Source organism: Algoriphagus aurantiacus (assembly GCF_035156405.1).
GTDB classification, from domain to species: domain Bacteria; phylum Bacteroidota; class Bacteroidia; order Cytophagales; family Cyclobacteriaceae; genus Algoriphagus; species Algoriphagus aurantiacus.
In genome coordinates this window covers 144,308-161,939 of record NZ_JAXRUT010000013.1, presented here as the reverse complement: position 1 = coordinate 161,939, position 17,632 = coordinate 144,308, and the positions used below count along the sequence as shown (strand labels likewise).

Here is a 17,632-nt window from a genome sequence, read left to right as displayed (position 1 = left end):
GATGGACGATACGGATATGGGCTATCAATAAACAAGAAAATCAGATCATATGACGTCACAGGATTTAGTTGTTTCTATTTTGGGTGTTGTGTTGGTACTTTCCGGATTTGCAATTCGGTATTGGGTTGGGAATCGTCGTTTCAAGCGAAGAGGGCCAGGAGGACTACAACATTATTCCAGCTATTCTAAAGCACTTATTGTTACTGCTATTGAAAGGATTGCCAATTTGTTAAGCATTCCCATTATACTGGGAGGTATATTCCTCTTAGCATTTTGGTGGATGTATGTGAGAGAGATTGTTTTATCAAGAAATAAAAATGCTGTGAAAAATAATACGGAATGTAAAGCAGAAACCACAGCCCACTTCCTTGTTCCGGCGGAAAAGGGCTTTGGCACAAAGAAGTTGAGAAATCCAAAAGAGTCTGAGCTGTCTTTATGCTATTATGGTATTATAGTAAGGTTGACTTTTTCAAGCTATTCTAGATTACATTAATTAATGGAATTGGGAAGCGATAATAAATTATTTTACAATTTAAAGGTTGTGCCTTACCTGTAAGATGAGCATTTGATCAATTAGAAATCAGGAGGTTGTCTAAATGAGCAGTAGATAAACTTTACATTTTCTTAAAATACTAGTTGTATTTTTTAAAGAAGTGAAAAATAGTTTGAAATAAGTAGATTCTACTGGATTTTATATTATTAACGAATAAATTAGATGATTATTAGGGGGGGGGAGACGAAGAATTCAGTAGATTGTTCTGTTATCTGCGCTGGAAATAATACNTCTACTGGATTTTATATTATTAACGAATAAATTAGATGATTATTAGGGGGGGGGAGACGAAGAATTCAGTAGATTGTTCTGTTATCTGCGCTGGAAATAATACAATTATTTAGTTTGATATAAGTGATTGATTGAGAGTTGTTTGTGTTTGTAATTTTTATTTACTAAAATCACCTATCAAATTATTTTTCACAACATAACCAATAACAATTATGGAAAAAAATAGGAAATCAATGTTATTTGCCTCATTGGTAATTACGCTAATTGCTGCTTTAAATTTTCTAACTATAGAAAATTCTGAAGCCACAGAACCAGGTATGGATTATGTCCCAACTGAATGTGTTATTGAAGCTACTGGTGAAGTTCTAGGTCCATCAAATGATTGTACACCGGGTACTTCCAACTGTAATGACAATGACTGTAGCAGGTTTGTAGATCCTGCTTAATGCAAAATTCGAGGTTGAGTGTATATCAACCTCGAATTTATCTTTCTTAAGACGAATTATCATTATTTATGAAATTATAATTCAGTTAATGGAGTATGCATAGTTTTAAATAAGTTTTATTCCTTAGAGATTTTCGTGTCTTGATATTAATTTTATGACACTAGACTTGCTGCCTTTTAGTTACATGAAATTAATCCTTATTAGTTTTAAATTATTTTTAAAATTGTGAGTTTTCCTTAAAAATTTAATTCTTCTTTAGAAGCTAAAATACTTTTAATTATTTTGTATTATGAGAAAAACATTATTCTTGATTTTTGTTTTTTCGTGTTCATCTCCGTCTGAAAATTTGATGATATATGAAAATGAAACCATTGAATTGGATTTTGATTCAGTAAGTGAAATCGGGGATAAAGTCGAACTTTCTGATTTGATAAAAATTAAAACTGTGACAAAATTGAATGATGAGAGTAAATTCTTTATAACTGATATTAAAAAAGTTGAAAGATGGATTGATTATATTTTAATATTAGAGAAAAACAAGAAAGTTTTAGTTTGTTTTGATTCTCAGGGGAGTTTTATTTCAACAGTTGGCTCTAAAGGTGAAGGTCCTGGGCAATATATTGAAGTAACTGATTTTACTGTTGATACTAATAATAAGTTGATTTATATCTATTCAAGGAGTAATAGATCAATTTATGTGTTTGATGAATTGTTAAACTTTGAAAAGTTAATTTCGACTAATATTTTCGCTTCTTATATTAATTTAATTGACGATGGGAAAATTGCGTTCTATATGGATATGAATCATAAAAGAGATGATGAGTTTAATATACAAGTGTTAGACCCTAAATCTGGAAAGGTCGTTGGTAAAAAAATGAAATTCCCTAAAGAGGGAGAATACTTTCCTTTCGCTTACTCTGGTTTTCTGAAAAATGGTTTATATTCCTATCCCTTATCTTCCGAAATATACAAGATTGGGAGCTTGGATGCTCCTGATTCATTATTTTATATAGTTAATTTGGAAAATGGGTTGCCAAAAGAGAAAATATTTGACCATGTTGGGTATTTGAAAATTGATTTCAAAGAACAAAAGAATATTTTAAGAGATTTTTCAATAAATGAAAAGGATGATAAAGGTTTTTTCTCTTACAATTTTGATAAAAGCAATAAAAAATTTGTAAGTACTGCTGTTAGACTTAAATCAGGTCAATTATTTAATCATGATAACCTTAAATCGGGGATTCAGGGAAGCTGGTTTTCATCGCTCTTCTTTCGGCCAGGTGTAGTACCTTCTTTCTCTAGGATGAATTCTTTATTCTATTCATGGTCCTATAATGAAAGCTTAAAAAGTATAAAAATTGATCAATCCATTAACCTGGGTGATTTAAATGATCTTAAATATTTAGAACCCGAAGACAATCCGATTTTAATTGAATTTGATTTAGTCGATTCTTATGAAAAATAAAGCTATAATCTATATACCAATTATATTATTGATAGTTTCTATTTTAGTTAAATATAAAAATAATTTGTATGGTTATTTTAATAATAAGAATATAAATAGAACTGAGATATTTGTAGTAAATGATGAGATTAAAATTGGTACCGTGGCGGCCACTGATGTCGCAAATGCTAATTTTACTTTTATTAATACAGGTCATCATCCTTTAGTAATTGATAGGATTGAAACTTCTTGTCATTGTACTCAAGGTGTTGTTAGTTTTATGCCAACAGAACCTGGTGATTCAACTTCAGTTGAAATTATTTACGATAAAAATCAAAAGGGTTTTTTTTATCAAGACATTCGAGTTTATGGTAATTTTGAAAATTCACCTGTTTTCCTAAGTTTTTCTGGCATTGTCGAATAGAATGATTTTTTTAGTAGTAGGTAACCTTGTGTTTGTTACCACCTTACCTGTTCCTTGAGCTGTTTTCCTGTATTCTTGTAGGTTGAAACTATCTTTAGAATACCTCGATTCTGAATAGTTTGTTTTGCATACAGCTTTGATCAGCTCATTTGTAAAATCATCGTCCCGCCCAAATGAGGTTAGGGGATTAGCATCTGGATCAATTTTTTCCTCCCTGTTTAGCTTATCCGTTTGTTCCCATATCATACATTGATTTGTTTTAAAGTGTAATTTAAACTTGACTTGTTAACCCTTTAAGTTTGGTGCTTAGGGTGGTAAGTCCCGCTTTTTCCAAGCTATCGGAGATAATGGAATTCAGTTCTTCTTCCGACTCTTTGGAGATCTGAATTGCGGCTTTTCCGGATTCTGATTTTTGTTCCATTCCTCTGGTAATTACTTCAGTTAACAGCAATACGGTTTTGCGTGGGATTTTTAGATCGATTTTTACTGTGTCATGCATTCCGGGAACGGCAAGCAGAGTGTCGTAAATGGTTTCAAGTGATGAGATAGCCATAGCTTCAATGGTTTTAGATTAGAAATATTACAAGGCTAAAATTACTTTGAACGACTGGAATAGGCCTATTTAGAAATTGATCAGGATAGGCAAGTGTCAGAAGCACTTTTTATTATTGTATCACCTGAACGACAGGGATTATGAAATGGATCAGAGGTATTTCCAAAGCTTTATGAGCTTTCAATAAGTTAACGGGATTTCCTGTGTCCTCCGAAATCGGCAAGATGTACGGTTGTATCACAACCGGATCTTGAAACCCCTAACTCCGAAGTCGTGGGGTTTGGATTTGTAATGCTTTTGAACTGTGAAAATGAACCGTGATGAAGGAAGATAATAATAGAAGCAAATGGCTTCATGTAAGGCTGACACATCAAGAATATGATCAAATCCAAACTGCATTTGGACAAACAGTTCAGGATAGCCTGAGTGATTATGCAAGAAAATTACTGCTGAAAAAGCCTGTCATCGGCAGGTATAAAGATACCGGAATGCAGGAGCTTTTGGCTGAGTTGACATTCCTCAGAAGAGATCTGCATGGAATCGCCACCAACTACAATCAACTGGTAAAAAAGATAAATTCATCTGCAGGAAATGAGGTAGAAGTTCACCTTTCCCATAGAAAGAATTTGCAGCAGGAGATTGAGGTTTCACTGGAATCGGTGAATCGTTTTATCAATCAAACGGCGGAGAAATGGTTGCAATCATAAAGACCAGCACTTCGCTGAGAAGACCTTTTCATTACAATGAAAATAAGATAAAGCAGGGTGTTGCAGAGTTACTTTTTGCACAGAACTATCCTATAAAGAATGCAGAACAGACTGCTGAATTGCGGCTGAAATACCTCCTTAAGCTGGCAAGTTTGAACCCCAGAACCGGAGTAAATGCAGTGCATATTTCGTTGAATTTTGCTCCTGGAGAAGAGTTTGAAACCAAGAAACTGCAGCACATTTCAAGGGAATACATGAAGGGGATTGGCTTTGAAAATCAACCCTATCTGGTGTATAGACATACCGATGCAGGTCACCCACATCTACATATTGTGACAACCAATATTGCGCTGGACGGGAAGCGAATTCCATTGCATAACATCGGTAGGCTTAAGTCTGAACCGACCAGGAAAGCTATCGAAAAGGAGTTTGGGTTGGTGCCAGCTGAGTCACAAAAGCAAGGACTTTTTATTCCCAAACCTGTTTCGATTTCAAGATTAGATTACGGTAAATCAGAGACCAAGCGGGCCATTGGAAATGTGCTTCAGCATGTGCTGAAGAGTTACAAATTCACTTCTCTGCCTGAGCTGAACGCAGTTCTTAACCAATACAGGATAGTTGCCGATAGGGGAAGAGAAGAGTCACGGATTTTCAAAAAAAGGGGATTGGTTTATCGGGTGATGGATGAGCAGGGAAACAATGTCGGGGTGCCGATCAAAGCAAGTAGTTTTTATTTCAAAGCAACACTGAATTCCATTGAATCCAAATTCGAATCCAATGAAATGAAGCGTAAGAACCATATTAAATCCATCCGTTCTGCGATTGATCTAACGTTGGTAAAGATGTCTGAAAAGAGTCTCGATGAGGTGATAAAAAGTCTGGAAAAACAGGGGATAGTCACCATAAAAAGAGAGAACCAAGAGGGGAGACTGTATGGGATCACCTTTGTCGATCATCGGACCAAATGTGTCTTTAACGGAAGTGCATTGGGTAAAAATTATAGCGCAAAAGGGTTGATGGATAGAACAGCTATTCAATCAGAAAAGAGTGGGTTTAGTCCGGAATCACTGACAAAGACAGGCAGGCAAATGGGGGGTAAGCAAGAAGGTCAGCCAGAAATTACGATAGGAGAGATCGGACAAACACAACATGCATTAAACGATTCGAGGGGTCTGTTGGAAACAGTGGTTTCGCCTGAAGAAACCTATAGCTACCTGCCTTTTGAGTGGCGGAAAAAGAAGAGGAAGAGGAAGAAAAAAGTAACAAAATAAGTACTTAAACCAAGGGAAGATGGGAATGCAGACAGGCGAAAACGAACAGGGATTGCGCAAGATTTTGGATATGACCCGGTTGATGGGGATCGGGGTTTTGGGGCTGCATTTTTATTTCTTCTGCTATGCTACCTTCAACGATTGGGGGCTGGGATCGGATCTGACAGACAGGGTTCTGAGGAATATTTATAGGACGGGTCTGTTTCTGGATTTCCATACTTCGAAATTGATAGCATTGGCGATGCTAGGAATTCCCCTGCTGGGAACAAAGGGTAGAAAGAGTGAGAAGTTGGGCACAAAGACTGCTTTTTTATATGGCGGATTAGGGTTCGGGATTTACTTTGCGAGCTATTTTATACTACAGTTTCAAGCTAGCTTAGAATGGATTTCAATTGCCTATATGACGGTAACTTCATTGGGTTTTTTGCTTATTCTTTCAGGAGGAACAAAGCTTTCCAGAATTATCCATGCCAAACTAAGCAGCGATGTATTCAATACAGAAAATGAGACTTTTCCGCAGGAAGAACGGCTGATTGAGAATGAATTCTCGGTAAATCTACCGGCAAAATATAATCTGAAAGGTAAGATTCGAAACAGCTGGATCAATATCATCAATCCCTTTCGTGGCTTGATGGTATTGGGAACTCCGGGTTCCGGGAAGAGCTATTTTGTCATCCGTCACGTGATAACCCAGCATATCAAAAAGGGATTTTCCATGTTTGTGTATGACTTCAAATTCGATGATCTATCGGCTATTGTCTACAATACCTGGTTAAAAAATAAGGCTAGTTATAAAGTAGTTCCCGAGTTCTATGTGATCAATTTTGATGACCTCACCCGGAGCCATCGCTGCAATCCATTGGCACCTGAAACCATGTTGGATATTACCGATGCAGCAGAGTCGGCACGGACTATTTTGATGGGGTTGAACAGGGAATGGATCAAAAAGCAGGGAGGCTTTTTTGTGGAATCACCGATCAATTTTCTGACTGCCATCATCTGGTTTCTGCGAAAATACAACGATGGTGAGTTTTGTACTTTACCTCATGTCATTGAATTGATGCAAGCGGAATACGATGAGTTGTTTACCGTATTGCAAACCGAAAAGGACATTGATGTGCTGATCAATCCTTTTGTAAATGCCTACTTGAACGATGTGATGGAGCAGCTGGAAGGACAGATAGCATCTGCCAAAATATCTATGGCAAGGCTGTCTTCTGCACAGTTATACTATGTGCTTTCCGGTAATGATTTTACGCTGGATATCAATAATCCTAAAGAGCCAAAGTTGGTTTGTATGGGAAACAATCCCCAGAAAATACAGATTTATGGAGCCGTACTTTCACTGTATGTAAACCGTCTGGTTAAGCTGGTAAACCAAAAGGGAAAGCTAAAAAGCAGCCTAATATTCGATGAGTTTCCAACGATCTATTTAAATGGAATGGACAGTCTGATAGCTACGGCTAGGAGTAATAAAGTGGCAACCACTTTGGGACTTCAGGATCTTAGTCAGTTAAGAAAAGACTATGGAAGGGAGCTAGCCGATGTGATCATGGGTATTGTTGGTAACATTGTTTCGGGGCAGGTGACAGGTGATTCGGCAAAGCAATTATCAGATAGGATAGGGAAGATTATGCAGGACAGGCAGAGCCTTTCGATCAACAGTGCAGACACTTCAATAAACAAATCAAAACAACTGGAATCAGCGGTACCTGCTTCTACGATATCCTCTCTTTCCTCGGGTGAATTTGTCGGAATGGTAGCCGATAACCCGGACTGTAAAATGACTCTGAAAGCTTTTCATGCGGAGATTATCAACGACCAAAATGCCCTCAAAAAAGAGCAGGAAAACTATGTACCCATCCCTGAAATCCGAAAGCTTGACAATACAATCGTTCAGCGAAACTACCTGCAGATCAAGCAGGATGTGCGGGATATTATTCTGGCTGAAATGGATAGGCTTCTGAATGATCCTGCGCAGGTTCATTTGGTGATAAGGAAGGGGTGATTGATATTAGAACGATTCTTTTTGTAGTGGGAACATAGTTACATTATGAGCCTATTTTTGAAATCATTAAATGTAAAAGAGGGCAATAAAGCGGGCAAAATAATGTGTTTTTTTGAATTTGGAGGTTTCGAATTATAATTAAATAGGGTTATTATTTCCATTAAAGGCTTCAACTAAAACAGGTAAAAACAAACCTTCTCCTTCAGGAGTCATATCCTCCATATATAAGCTTTTCTTCTAAATCGGCGATGAATAGTAATTCGTCATCAGTTGGGGCTGGATAAATCATCATTGATGCCTAGGTGGATCATATATATATAGACTTAGGGCTGAAGGAACAGTGCATCCATTACTCATGGTTACAATTTTATAGCGTCCTGCTGATATANTATATATATATATATATATATATATATATATATATATATATATATATATATATATATATATATATATATATATATATATATATATATATATATATATATATATATATATATATATATATATATATATATATATATATATATATATATATATATATATATATATATATATATATATATATATATATATATATATATATATATATATATGGTGTGTGAAGCACCATACTCATTGATCTGGTGTGCCCTCGGTGCTTGCCTTGAAATGATAGATAGATGCTGTATGAAATTGTTCCGTTATCTATTTGTGTGTGCGTCATGTGGGATGCAAAATGCACTGGTAATAACTAGCAGGCGCCACCACTTGATCCGGCTTCTTGAAGCCCTTCTTGCGTTCCATTTGAAGGATACATGTTCCAAGCATAGCCGACAATTATAGGCATTACTTACATTTACAATTATCACAGCAGTTGGGCATATCTCTGTCATCAACAGCTTTCATCAAAAGCATCCATTTGTGTTTATGTTTGATTTTACTGCAAATATGAACTAGTTGGAGCCAAAGTAGCTTTTTCAACTTAAATTTTTTGTCCTTAAAGGTGACTGAAAATTAGTGTGATGAAAATAAAAGAGCGTAAAAGTTTTTCATGGCCAATTTTTAGATTCAAGAACTTTAATTGTCCTAATGTTTTCTATAAACTCATTATAATGAATACCATTGAGAGTGGTGTCAAGAGCAATATTTCCTTGACAATTAAATATGGTACACATTGGGCAGGAATTGACACTGTCTTAATTAGGAAATATCTTTTATTTTCAAATTCTACCACTCTAATTCGATACATCAAATTTTCCTTTTAGTATTTTTCTGCGAGAGTGGTTAGCCACTGTAGCTCATTAATTGGATCAGATGTCTGACATGAGAGTAAAAGTTCATTAAATTCAGGAATATCGTGATCCAGATCATTACAAGATTGAAGACAAAAGGCCAATACGGCTAAAAATGCCAAAAAATTAAAGGCTTTCATGGTTTTTTATTAAGTATCTGCAAAACATATTGTTAGTTGACAATTGTAGTATACAGAACATTAACTATTTAAGTGTATAGAATTGTATTTAAAATATTTTTTTTCGATCTTGAGAATCATTTTTACCTTACCATATGAGTGTCGATAATGAAGATAAATTACGCGGAAGGCAAACCAAAGAATTAAACAAGCTGCTCACCAGTATAACAGGAAAGTTAGCGCATTTTGAGAATCAAAAAACTTCCGCAAAACGTCTGGATAGATTGAATGAAATCAAGCTGCATCTGAAAAAATCTATGATGCATTTAGAATCAGGTTCTTTTGAGGAGATGAGTGAGCACATCAAAATCCTTCAGGAATATGGGCTGAAGTTTTCAAGAAATATTTTGGATTTTATCTAAGGTGATGAACCTGGGATGCTTTGCTTTTAATTAATTAGAGCACATCAAATTTATTATTGCTAATGTTTTAGTGGACAGAATTCGATTTTGCATTTGTATTTTGGTGGTTTTAAGAAACAATTGAATTTAATTATTCCAGAAACTTTAGCCATAAGATGGGAGAAAGAGAAAAGCCATGGTTTCATAAAAAGGGTATCCCGGTATTATCAGATTCTAGATTTGAAAATTGGAACAAATGGTCAAGAATGGGGTATGAACGAGAATGGTTTGATTTTTATGAAGTTGATAGATTTGACGATTTTCACACAAATATGATTTTCATTCACGAATTTTATATAGATGAGAAACTCTTGGGATTTTATCTAGTATGGAAGCTTGATAACCATCTAGTAGGTTTAAAGGAGTAGCGGTAAGGGGGGGTATTTTTTAAACAAGGAGTTTTGCTTTTGATGAATGTGAATGTGATTTTTTTGTTCATGTTTAAAAGGAGGTGATCACTAGAAATATCCACTTTTTATATAATTTTGTTTTCAGTATTGTCACAATAATCGACCTTTTTTGGGACAGTATTAAATTTCAATCTTGGGCAAAAAATAGCTCAAAATTTGTCTCAGATACTCATGTCAAAGATCAATGTCTCCTAACCTAGAAAATGACCGTTTTTTGAAACTTCTTCTCCTTTATAGGCCAATAGCGCATCGGTGCTTGAAGTTTTCTATTCAAAAAGAAGGGGCAGACTGAGCCTACCCCTCCATAGTAGTATAATTTTGAGGATTTAGTAGTTCCTATTCAAAACACTTATCACCAATTTCTTAACAGTGTCCATCTCATCCGGTTTGCTGGAAGCAATAAACAAGGTCAGACTGGCCAGTGCATCATTGCTGATGATTGAGCGGCCCTCACCATTATGCAATAGATCATTTGACTGCAAAAAGAGAAGGAAGCAAGCTGCGGCTATCCGTTTGTTGCCATCGACGAACCCGTGATTTTTGACAATTAGATATAGAAGCGTAGCGGCTTTTTCTTCAAGGGTCGGATAGAAATCCTCGTCACCAAAACCTTTACTAATCTGCACAATTGCACTTTCAAAACTGCCGTCTTTTTCCTTACCAAATACACTGGATTCAAAATCCGACCTCATTGTCTGGATAACTTCTTTGTATTCTGCTATCTCTGGATAGTGTGCAGGCCTTTTATTTAACCCTTTTTTGTCTAAATTCTCATGATCATAATCATCAAGCAACTCAAGCCCTTTTGCAAATTGATTGAGCCAGTCCAAATTTTGATCCAGTGCCTTTCGTTCAATAGCACGGCTTAGGATTCGAATTCCGTCTTTAAGAGTCTGTACTTCTTGTTGTTTCTGAGATAGTCTCGTCTCATTGATAGCATAGCCTTGAACAAGGAAATCTTTGAGCCTTTGGGTTGCCCATTGACGGAATCTAGTACCATGTTGTGATTTGACCCGATAGCCAACAGAAATAATGACGTCCAGATTGTATTGTTTTATTTTACGCTCGATTTTTCTTTTACCTTCATTTTGAACTGTCAAGGATTCCTTGACAGTTGCCTCTGGTTCCAACTCACCTTCCTTATAACAGTTATTGATGTGTAAACTGATGTTTTGTTTAGTTTGATTGAATAGAGTTGCCATCTGAACTTGAGATAGCCATACGGTTTCTTGCTCAAATCTTACCTCAATTTGAGTCTGGCCATTTGCTTCTTGGTATATTTCGATTTTACTTTCCATTGTTACAGTTCAATTTAAGTTTCATTTATGAGTTTCAGGCTCTTCATTAAAAAAGAAGTCATTCTCGTTTTATTTTAGTTTCTCTCTTAACATACCCATATCGTGGCTTATTTTGGTGTCTAGGATTTTGGCATAATGCTGCGTCTGCTTCAGTGATTTGTGTCCAAGCATTTTGGATACGGTTTCAATTGGGACTCCATTGGCCAAGGTAATGGTTGTCGCAAATGTGTGCCGTGCAATATGAAAAGTGAGCGGTTTGTTGATCCCACATACATCCGCGATTTCTTTCAGATAGGAATTCATCTTTTGGTTACTCAATACAGGAAGCAAATGGGTGCCATCCTGGCATTGTGGATGGTTTTGGTACTTTTCGATTAACTGTAATGCTTTTGGCAATAAGGGCAAACGGGTAGGAGAATCCGTTTTTTGCCTCTGAGTATAGATCCATTGCTCTCCGTCAATACCTGTTGCTATTTGATTTTTTCTAAGGTTTTTCACATCAATGTAAGCAAGGCCAGTATAGCAACTGAATAGAAAAATATCCCTGACATGGTTTAGCCGTTCAGTTGCGAATTGTTTTTCAGATATCTTTTGGATTTCAATCCATGATAAAAAGTCCCGATTGACTTCTTTTTTGACCATCTTGAACTGAACAAAGGGATTTCTGATCAACCATCCGTTTTTTATACAGATCAGTACAATTTTTTTAAAATTGGAAAGGTATTTCACTGTGGTATTGTGACTGCAGTTCTGTACTGACCTTAGCCAAAAAGAATATCCTGAAATAAATTCATAATCCAGAAGTTGGATGTCCATGTCATCTGATCCATATTTCCATTGGATAAATGAGCGGGTATGATCCAATGAGGTTCTGTATCGCTGCAGGGTACCGGGAGCAAATTCTTTTCCCAACAACGCTTCGACCTGTTCATTGTGCTCCCTGAAAATCTCCAGTATCATCTTTTTCTTTTCACCGACTCCAAGAAGGACATTCTTTAAAGCTTCTGAGGTGACTTCTCTGTCCGATTCAATCAGTTGTTTTTTTGCCTGTAGCGCTTTGTAGGAAAGAGTATCCAGAAATGCGTTTAATGTCCTGCTGTCCTCTTTGTTTCCTTCGGCTCTTCCGGCTGAAGCATTCCATCTTGAAGGGTTCCAAAGTCTCTTGGTAGAAATTTCTTTAGAAATCCCATCGACGGTAATTCTGAGGTATACATACCTCTCTTTTTTTGTGGATTTTTTGGACTGTTTCAAAAAGAAGAGCAATCCGAAGCTTTTTTCTAACATGATTTGATTAGTTAGGTTGAATAAAATTCGGAATACAAGCTCTAAATCACAAGATGTTCACTTATTGAACATGTTGATAATCAAATTAATATAACACTCCCAGTGCGTCTTTTTTTTTCAGGTAGAGGACTACACGAATGACGCACTGGAATTACAGGCAATTGTGAAGATTTTATGGGTTTTTGACCATAAAAAAAGCCTGTAAAGAATTTCTTTACAGGCTTTTTTTGAATCTGTTGAGTTGAATGAAGTGAAAAACTGATTTTTAATATGCTGATTATCAGTGTTTTACTTTTATCCTTTCTTAAAGTGACTTTTTAAGTCTTTTTTCAAGAAGCTTGCTGCCTTTTTCAACAAGGTACTCAGCAGAGGAAGAGGGATTCGAACCCCCGGTACCTCACGGTACAACGGTTTTCAAGACCGCCGCATTCGACCGCTCTGCCATTCCTCTAGGTCGTTATCAGGTTTTGTTCCTGATTAGGTTTGCAAAAGTAGGATAAAAGTAAACTTTTGCAAAACAGATCTTGCCTTTTTCTCCTAACATTCTGATTGCTTAGGGATTAATTTTTGAATGAGTAGGATTTCTATCCGTGTTGAGCGGTTCTTTCAGCTATTTAGAGATTATCTTTCTCTTCCAAAACGATTCAGAAGAATGGTTATTTGCTTGTTTAAATTGAAATATCAACTTAGTTATAGTTTGGACTAAACAGAAAGACCAGCCTTATTTGGCTAGAATTTTTCTCTCTTTTTCTAACAAATCCTCAACATCTGTATTTCTTTTTCGTTTTTTGTTCTCCTCCACCAAATCCAAACTCACATTCACTTCAAAACACACAAGGATGATGATAGAGGTGATAAGAAGCCAAAGCATCAAAGCAATCAATGTCCCGATGGAGCCATACAGTCTATTATAGCTAGCGAAATTATTTAGGTAAAAAGTGAAGCCATAAAAACCTAAAGTGGTAAGTAGTCCAGCTAGTTTTGCACCTGCCGAAAAGAACTTCCACTTGTCATGGACTGCCGGTGCAAACCTGAAAATGAAGGCTGTAGTGATATAGAACATGAAAAGTAGAATGAGGAATTTCAGACTGGTGAATAAGAAAATCATAAAGCCTGAATTGAAAACTTGCATCTCATCAAGTCGGCGGATGACTATTTCTCCTAGGATCATAACCAAACTTGCAGTTATCACTGTCAAAGCCAGTGTAAATACAATACTGACTGCTATTCCTCTACTTTGAAAAAAGCCCCTGTTATCCTTGGTCTGATAAACGGAGTTAAATGAATTCATCATGGAGACCACTCCCTGCGTCGAAGCAAACAAGGAGAAGAAAAAACCGAGTGAGAGCAAGCTTTGCCTTGGCCTGGATACAATATCCATAATGGTTCCTTTGGATTGGGTATAAATCTCCTCCGGAAGGATTTCTTGTATGAAAGTCAGGATTTTTTGAGTGGTGATATAAGGAAAGATGTCCTGCAGATAAGGAATAAGATTCAGCAAAAAAAGGATCATTGGGAAAAGAGCTAGGGTGTAGCTAAATGCCATGGATCCAGCACGCTCTAGGATATCGTCCTTCTGCAGCTGAATTAAAAAAATCCTCCCAAGATCGTAGAGATTTTTGTCGGGATCTCCGAAATGGATTTTCTTAAGCCTTCTAGCTTGCCAAAGTAACCTGACTTCTAACCTAAGGATTTTTGTTTTGATCACTTTATCCTACTTCTTGAAAATACGCTTTCAATAAAGCTAATAAATTATGTGGAGGTCTGGTCGGACGATGGCTGTCTTTTTTGAGAAAGGTTAGAACAGTCCAGCCTTCTGTAATCAATTCCTCTTGTGCGTTAAAGACCTCGTATTCAAATCGAATCCGGACGCCTGGAATGTTAGGGATCACAGTTTTGATGGTGAGCAATTCATCGTATTTACCAGGCTTTAAATAGCGGAAATGACTTTCCAGTACCGGCATCATCACGCCCTCATCTTCCATTTCCTTGTACGAAAACCCAATACTTCGCATGGCTTCCACTCTGGCTACTTCGAAGTACATCGCGTAGTTGCCGTAATAGACATAACTCATCTGGTCAGTTTCAGCGTATCGAACTCTGATTTGGGTTTCTGCTCTGAACATGCTTAATAAATCTTCGCAGCATTAAGCGCCGCCTGATACCTTCTAGCATTAGCATTGTGCTGAGCCAAATTGGTGGCAAATGCATGATAGCCCGAGAAATCTTCCTTGGCACAGAAGTATAGATACTCATGATCTTCTGCATTCAACACGGCATCCAATGAGTTGATGTCTGGAAGGTTAATTGGGCCTGGAGGAAGCCCTGCGTACATATAAGTGTTGTATGGGCTATCGGTTTCTTTGTGGACGTTCAGCACTCGTTTTAATTCAAAATCGCCCAAGGCAAAAACCAATGTTGGGTCAGCTTGAAGTGGCATATTTAACCGCAAACGGTTAAGATAAACTCCTGCGATTTTCGGGCGCTCATCAGCTTTTTGACTCTCTGCCTGCACTATACTTGCCAAGGTGCTAACTTCTTTTGGGTTTAAGCCAAGTAAGCTTGCTTTCTGCTTTCGCTCATCAGTCCAGAAGCTTTGGTATTCTCGATGCATTCTGTCAAAGAGAGCTTCTGCGCTAGTATTCCACCAAAATTCGTAAGTATTGGGGATGAACATGCTCATGATCGTTTCTTCATCAAAATCAAACTTTCGGATATAGACTGAGTCTTGAATCAGCTCTAGAAATTGATCTTTAGAAATCTCCATATTGGAGGTGATTTTTTCAGCCAGATCTTCCTTTGTCCTCACATTGTTAAATGTGACCCGAATGGGAGTTTGCTTTCCTGAGCGAAGTAATCTGACTAATTCTAGATTAGTCATTTTTGGCTCAATGGTGTAAAGTCCCGGTTTTACGTTTTCTTGATAGTCCATTACTTTGGCTAGAAAGCCAAAACTCACCAAGTCATTAACCACATGATCGTCATATAACTTGCTGGAAACTGTTTTGAAAGTGTCATTGCTCCCAATTTTCAACATGTAATTCCGGTCGGATTCTATCAGCACATTCGGGCTGAAAAAAATCTGGTAGAAGTAGAAACTTAGGGAGATAGCCATTACTGAAAAAGCAATGACTAGGACGAGATAGACGTATTTTCTTTTTTCGCTTAGCATACTGGTGCCAAAAATAGGGAAAAGAGACAAGAGAATCGCAAACTGATATGTTAATACCAATATTCAATGCCTAAGACACTAGGACTGTCATTCCATCAATTATAGCTAGAGTTTTACAGGGAAGGTTTTCTCCTTGCGGTAACCTGAGGAATTGTACTTTTGATGAAGTTGCTATCTTGGTCTTCAAATCAATCTAGGAGTTATCTCCCATGCTATTCAACTCTCCATCCAATAAATATGACCAAAGTAGTCTCTGTCACATGTGCGCTAATCATATTAGACAATAAAGTGCTGTGTGCTCAAAGATCTGAGACAATGCCTCTCCCTGGGTTGTGGGAGTTTCCTGGTGGAAAAATTGAAGAAGATGAAAGTCCGGAAGCTTGTCTAATTCGTGAGATCAAAGAGGAATTAGCGATTTCTATCAGAGTAATCAGCTCATTAAGACTAAATAAGCATTCTTATTCAAAAGGAAAAGTGATACAGTTGATGCCATTTATTTGTAGATGGGAAAGCGGAGAAATTAATTTGCTAGAACATCAAGAAGTAAAATGGCTTAGTAGGGATGAATTAAATTCTCTTAATTGGGCACCTGCTGATATACCTATAGTTAATGACCTTTTTGACAATTGGAACAATATTCAGAAACAACTAGTTGATTATAATACAGAAATTTAAGATATGCCTGCTGAATTGATTCGATTATATGAGGAAAATCCTGATCCAGATAAGATCAGGCAGATTGCTGCCACGCTTCGTGATGGAGGTGTAGTGATTTATCCCACAGATACCGTCTACGGGATGGGTTGCGATATAATGAATTTGCGTGCGGTTGAGCGTATTTGCAAAATCAAGGGTATTAATCCTAAAAAGCATAATTTCTCTATCATATGTGCTGATCTGAGCAATATTTCTCATTTCACCAAGGTGATCAGCAAGCCGGTTTTCAAGATGATGAAAAAAGGATTCCCTGGACCATTTACATTCATATTGGAAGCGAGCAATCATGTGCCTAAGATATTGCACAGTAAAAAGAAAACGCTCGGAATCAGAGTGCCCGATCATAATGTGCCGCGTATGCTGGTGGAAGAATTGGGGCACCCTATTCTCACTACTTCGATCAATGATGAAGACGAAGTAATAGAATACAGTACTGATCCGGAATTGATTTTCGAAAAATATCAGCATCTAGTAGATATAGTTATTGATGGTGGATATGGACAAAATATCGCTTCCACGGTACTAGACTGTACAGGAGATGAGGTGGAAGTTCTTAGAGAAGGCTTGGGGAAACTGGAAGATTTAGAATAGAATGATGAAGAGCATTGCAGTTGATCTGCACTATTTTCCAAATCTTGAGTTTTTTGCAGCTATCGTGGATGCAGATGAGTTGGTCTTTTTCCCGGATGAAATCTATCAACGACAATCCTACTTCAATCGTGCTCAAATACGCTTAGCTAATAAGGTAGGAACGCTTAGTGTGCCGATTCAAGGGCGTAGACCTAGAATTTCACAGAAGCAGATCAAGATTGATACTACTCAAAATTGGGTGAAAATTCATTTGAGAGGTATTCAGAGTGCTTATGGAAAGGCACCGTTTTATGAATATTATTTTCCGTATTTTGAAAAAGTTTTCCAGGAGAATTTGGAATGCCTCTGGGACTTAAATTGGCAAATGCTGACAATCTGTCTCAAGTTATTAGGGTTGCCTGCCAAGATGCGGGTACAGGGTGAAGGGCAAGATCAAACGTGGACTGAGGATATAAGAGGGCAATTAATGCCATCAGTATCATTTCTGGGGCGTGAATACTATCAGCCAGAACATTATTTCCAACTTTTTGGCTTAGACTTTGATCCTAACCTGAGTATTCTGGATTTGTTGTTTTGCGAAGGACCTGCATCTAAAAGCATAGTCTTAAAGTCTGTAAAAAAACAATGAACAATCTGCAAAAGGATTGTGTTTTTAAAACAAATTCGGTA

The 17,632-nt window shown here is 37.0% G+C and carries 20 protein-coding genes and 1 tRNA gene; 12 read left to right on the top strand and 9 right to left on the bottom strand.

Annotated features, from left to right (window positions below):
• Positions 1–49 precede the first annotated feature (49 nt).
• The 4 genes from SYJ56_RS14320 (at position 50) to SYJ56_RS14305 (ending at position 3,098) form a co-directional block, all read left to right on the top strand.
• Positions 50–493 (top strand): hypothetical protein, encoded by a 444-nt coding sequence (locus SYJ56_RS14320; RefSeq protein WP_323835199.1) that lies wholly within the window; start codon positions 50–52, stop codon positions 491–493.
• A gap of 503 nt (positions 494–996) precedes the next feature.
• A complete protein-coding gene (locus SYJ56_RS14315) occupies positions 997–1,230 on the top strand; it encodes a hypothetical protein (protein WP_323835197.1) in 234 nt (77 codons plus the stop codon).
• 289 nt (positions 1,231–1,519) lie between these two features.
• Entirely contained in the window at positions 1,520–2,695 is a 1,176-nt protein-coding gene (locus SYJ56_RS14310; protein WP_323835195.1) for a 6-bladed beta-propeller, read from the top strand.
• Positions 2,685–3,098: a DUF1573 domain-containing protein gene (locus tag SYJ56_RS14305; RefSeq protein WP_323835193.1), complete on the top strand. Its 414-nt coding sequence runs from the start codon at positions 2,685–2,687 to the stop codon at positions 3,096–3,098. Before SYJ56_RS14310 ends, SYJ56_RS14305 begins: the two co-directional genes overlap by 11 nt.
• Here SYJ56_RS14305 and SYJ56_RS14300 read toward each other — a convergent pair.
• The gene (locus tag SYJ56_RS14300) at positions 3,072–3,344 is read right to left on the bottom strand and encodes a hypothetical protein (protein WP_323835191.1); all 273 of its coding nucleotides are present in this window, start codon (positions 3,342–3,344) and stop codon (positions 3,072–3,074) included. The genes SYJ56_RS14305 and SYJ56_RS14300 overlap by 27 nt on opposite strands.
• Positions 3,345–3,369: 25 nt before the next feature.
• Positions 3,370–3,651: a hypothetical protein gene (locus SYJ56_RS14295; RefSeq protein WP_323835190.1), complete on the bottom strand. Its 282-nt coding sequence runs from the start codon at positions 3,649–3,651 to the stop codon at positions 3,370–3,372.
• 320 nt (positions 3,652–3,971) lie between these two features.
• On the opposite strand from SYJ56_RS14295, the gene SYJ56_RS14290 reads away from it, so the two are divergent.
• Genes SYJ56_RS14290 through mobC form a run of 3 tightly spaced genes read left to right on the top strand, consistent with a single transcriptional unit; the run spans position 3,972 to position 7,637 of the window.
• Positions 3,972–4,358, top strand: a complete 387-nt coding sequence (locus tag SYJ56_RS14290) for a plasmid mobilization protein (protein WP_323835188.1) — start codon at positions 3,972–3,974, stop codon at positions 4,356–4,358.
• A complete protein-coding gene (locus tag SYJ56_RS14285) occupies positions 4,343–5,629 on the top strand; it encodes a relaxase/mobilization nuclease domain-containing protein (protein ID WP_323835186.1) in 1,287 nt (428 codons plus the stop codon). Before SYJ56_RS14290 ends, SYJ56_RS14285 begins: the two co-directional genes overlap by 16 nt.
• Before the next feature lie 19 nt (positions 5,630–5,648).
• Positions 5,649–7,637, top strand: coding sequence for a conjugal transfer protein MobC (gene mobC, locus SYJ56_RS14280; protein ID WP_323835184.1), 1,989 nt, complete (start codon positions 5,649–5,651; stop codon positions 7,635–7,637).
• Positions 7,638–8,880: 1,243 nt separating this feature from the next.
• Here the strand turns inward: mobC and SYJ56_RS14275 are convergent.
• Positions 8,881–9,051 (bottom strand): hypothetical protein, encoded by a 171-nt coding sequence (locus SYJ56_RS14275; protein WP_323835182.1) that lies wholly within the window; start codon positions 9,049–9,051, stop codon positions 8,881–8,883.
• Between the two features lie 134 nt (positions 9,052–9,185).
• On the opposite strand from SYJ56_RS14275, the gene SYJ56_RS14270 reads away from it, so the two are divergent.
• Together SYJ56_RS14270 and SYJ56_RS14265 are read left to right on the top strand one after the other, a co-directional pair.
• Entirely contained in the window at positions 9,186–9,452 is a 267-nt protein-coding gene (locus SYJ56_RS14270; RefSeq protein ID WP_323835180.1) for a hypothetical protein, read from the top strand.
• A gap of 155 nt (positions 9,453–9,607) precedes the next feature.
• On the top strand, positions 9,608–9,859 hold the full coding sequence (locus SYJ56_RS14265) for a hypothetical protein (protein WP_323835178.1): 252 nt from the start codon (positions 9,608–9,610) through the stop codon (positions 9,857–9,859).
• A 368-nt stretch (positions 9,860–10,227) separates the two neighbouring features.
• Here SYJ56_RS14265 and rhuM read toward each other — a convergent pair whose 3' ends face one another.
• The 6 genes from rhuM to mltG form a co-directional block, all read right to left on the bottom strand.
• Positions 10,228–11,199, bottom strand: coding sequence for a RhuM family protein (gene rhuM / locus SYJ56_RS14260; RefSeq protein ID WP_323835176.1), 972 nt, complete (start codon positions 11,197–11,199; stop codon positions 10,228–10,230).
• 69 nt (positions 11,200–11,268) lie between these two features.
• Entirely contained in the window at positions 11,269–12,483 is a 1,215-nt protein-coding gene (locus SYJ56_RS14255; RefSeq protein WP_323835174.1) for a site-specific integrase, read from the bottom strand.
• A gap of 366 nt (positions 12,484–12,849) precedes the next feature.
• Positions 12,850–12,934, bottom strand: a tRNA-Ser gene (locus tag SYJ56_RS14250).
• Positions 12,935–13,204: 270 nt separating this feature from the next.
• Entirely contained in the window at positions 13,205–14,188 is a 984-nt protein-coding gene (locus tag SYJ56_RS14245; protein ID WP_323835203.1) for a YihY/virulence factor BrkB family protein, read from the bottom strand.
• A 4-nt stretch (positions 14,189–14,192) separates the two neighbouring features.
• The gene (locus SYJ56_RS14240) at positions 14,193–14,609 is read right to left on the bottom strand and encodes an acyl-CoA thioesterase (protein WP_323835172.1); all 417 of its coding nucleotides are present in this window, start codon (positions 14,607–14,609) and stop codon (positions 14,193–14,195) included.
• Positions 14,610–14,611: 2 nt separating this feature from the next.
• Complete coding sequence (gene mltG / locus SYJ56_RS14235) at positions 14,612–15,655, bottom strand: endolytic transglycosylase MltG (protein ID WP_323835170.1); 1,044 nt, start codon at positions 15,653–15,655, stop codon at positions 14,612–14,614.
• Positions 15,656–15,892: 237 nt separating this feature from the next.
• Here mltG and SYJ56_RS14230 point away from each other — a divergent pair, with 237 nt between their 5' ends.
• The 3 genes from SYJ56_RS14230 to SYJ56_RS14220 are packed head-to-tail and all read left to right on the top strand — an operon-like array spanning position 15,893 to position 17,591.
• Positions 15,893–16,330: a (deoxy)nucleoside triphosphate pyrophosphohydrolase gene (locus SYJ56_RS14230; protein WP_323835168.1), complete on the top strand. Its 438-nt coding sequence runs from the start codon at positions 15,893–15,895 to the stop codon at positions 16,328–16,330.
• Between the two features lie 3 nt (positions 16,331–16,333).
• Positions 16,334–16,963, top strand: a complete 630-nt coding sequence (locus tag SYJ56_RS14225; protein ID WP_323835165.1) for an L-threonylcarbamoyladenylate synthase — start codon at positions 16,334–16,336, stop codon at positions 16,961–16,963.
• Between the two features lies 1 nt (position 16,964).
• On the top strand, positions 16,965–17,591 hold the full coding sequence (locus SYJ56_RS14220; protein WP_323835163.1) for a WbqC family protein: 627 nt from the start codon (positions 16,965–16,967) through the stop codon (positions 17,589–17,591).
• The last annotated feature ends 41 nt before the right edge of the window (positions 17,592–17,632 follow it).

Excerpts from the sequence above, each read along its gene's own strand:
- SYJ56_RS14320 (WP_323835199.1), top strand. The coding sequence starts at position 50 with ATGACGTCACAGGATTTAGTTGTTTCTATTTTGGGTGTTGTGTTGGTA.
- SYJ56_RS14315 (WP_323835197.1), top strand. The coding sequence starts at position 997 with ATGGAAAAAAATAGGAAATCAATGTTATTTGCCTCATTGGTAATTACG.
- SYJ56_RS14310 (WP_323835195.1), top strand. The coding sequence starts at position 1,520 with ATGAGAAAAACATTATTCTTGATTTTTGTTTTTTCGTGTTCATCTCCG.
- SYJ56_RS14305 (WP_323835193.1), top strand. The coding sequence starts at position 2,685 with ATGAAAAATAAAGCTATAATCTATATACCAATTATATTATTGATAGTT.
- SYJ56_RS14300 (WP_323835191.1), bottom strand. The coding sequence starts at position 3,344 with ATGATATGGGAACAAACGGATAAGCTAAACAGGGAGGAAAAAATTGAT.
- SYJ56_RS14295 (WP_323835190.1), bottom strand. The coding sequence starts at position 3,651 with ATGGCTATCTCATCACTTGAAACCATTTACGACACTCTGCTTGCCGTT.
- SYJ56_RS14290 (WP_323835188.1), top strand. The coding sequence starts at position 3,972 with ATGAAGGAAGATAATAATAGAAGCAAATGGCTTCATGTAAGGCTGACA.
- SYJ56_RS14285 (WP_323835186.1), top strand. The coding sequence starts at position 4,343 with ATGGTTGCAATCATAAAGACCAGCACTTCGCTGAGAAGACCTTTTCAT.
- mobC (WP_323835184.1), top strand. The coding sequence starts at position 5,649 with ATGGGAATGCAGACAGGCGAAAACGAACAGGGATTGCGCAAGATTTTG.
- SYJ56_RS14275 (WP_323835182.1), bottom strand. The coding sequence starts at position 9,051 with ATGAAAGCCTTTAATTTTTTGGCATTTTTAGCCGTATTGGCCTTTTGT.
- SYJ56_RS14270 (WP_323835180.1), top strand. The coding sequence starts at position 9,186 with ATGAGTGTCGATAATGAAGATAAATTACGCGGAAGGCAAACCAAAGAA.
- SYJ56_RS14265 (WP_323835178.1), top strand. The coding sequence starts at position 9,608 with ATGGGAGAAAGAGAAAAGCCATGGTTTCATAAAAAGGGTATCCCGGTA.
- rhuM (WP_323835176.1), bottom strand. The coding sequence starts at position 11,199 with ATGGAAAGTAAAATCGAAATATACCAAGAAGCAAATGGCCAGACTCAA.
- SYJ56_RS14255 (WP_323835174.1), bottom strand. The coding sequence starts at position 12,483 with ATGTTAGAAAAAAGCTTCGGATTGCTCTTCTTTTTGAAACAGTCCAAA.
- SYJ56_RS14240 (WP_323835172.1), bottom strand. The coding sequence starts at position 14,609 with ATGTTCAGAGCAGAAACCCAAATCAGAGTTCGATACGCTGAAACTGAC.
- mltG (WP_323835170.1), bottom strand. The coding sequence starts at position 15,655 with ATGCTAAGCGAAAAAAGAAAATACGTCTATCTCGTCCTAGTCATTGCT.
- SYJ56_RS14230 (WP_323835168.1), top strand. The coding sequence starts at position 15,893 with ATGACCAAAGTAGTCTCTGTCACATGTGCGCTAATCATATTAGACAAT.
- SYJ56_RS14225 (WP_323835165.1), top strand. The coding sequence starts at position 16,334 with ATGCCTGCTGAATTGATTCGATTATATGAGGAAAATCCTGATCCAGAT.
- SYJ56_RS14220 (WP_323835163.1), top strand. The coding sequence starts at position 16,965 with ATGATGAAGAGCATTGCAGTTGATCTGCACTATTTTCCAAATCTTGAG.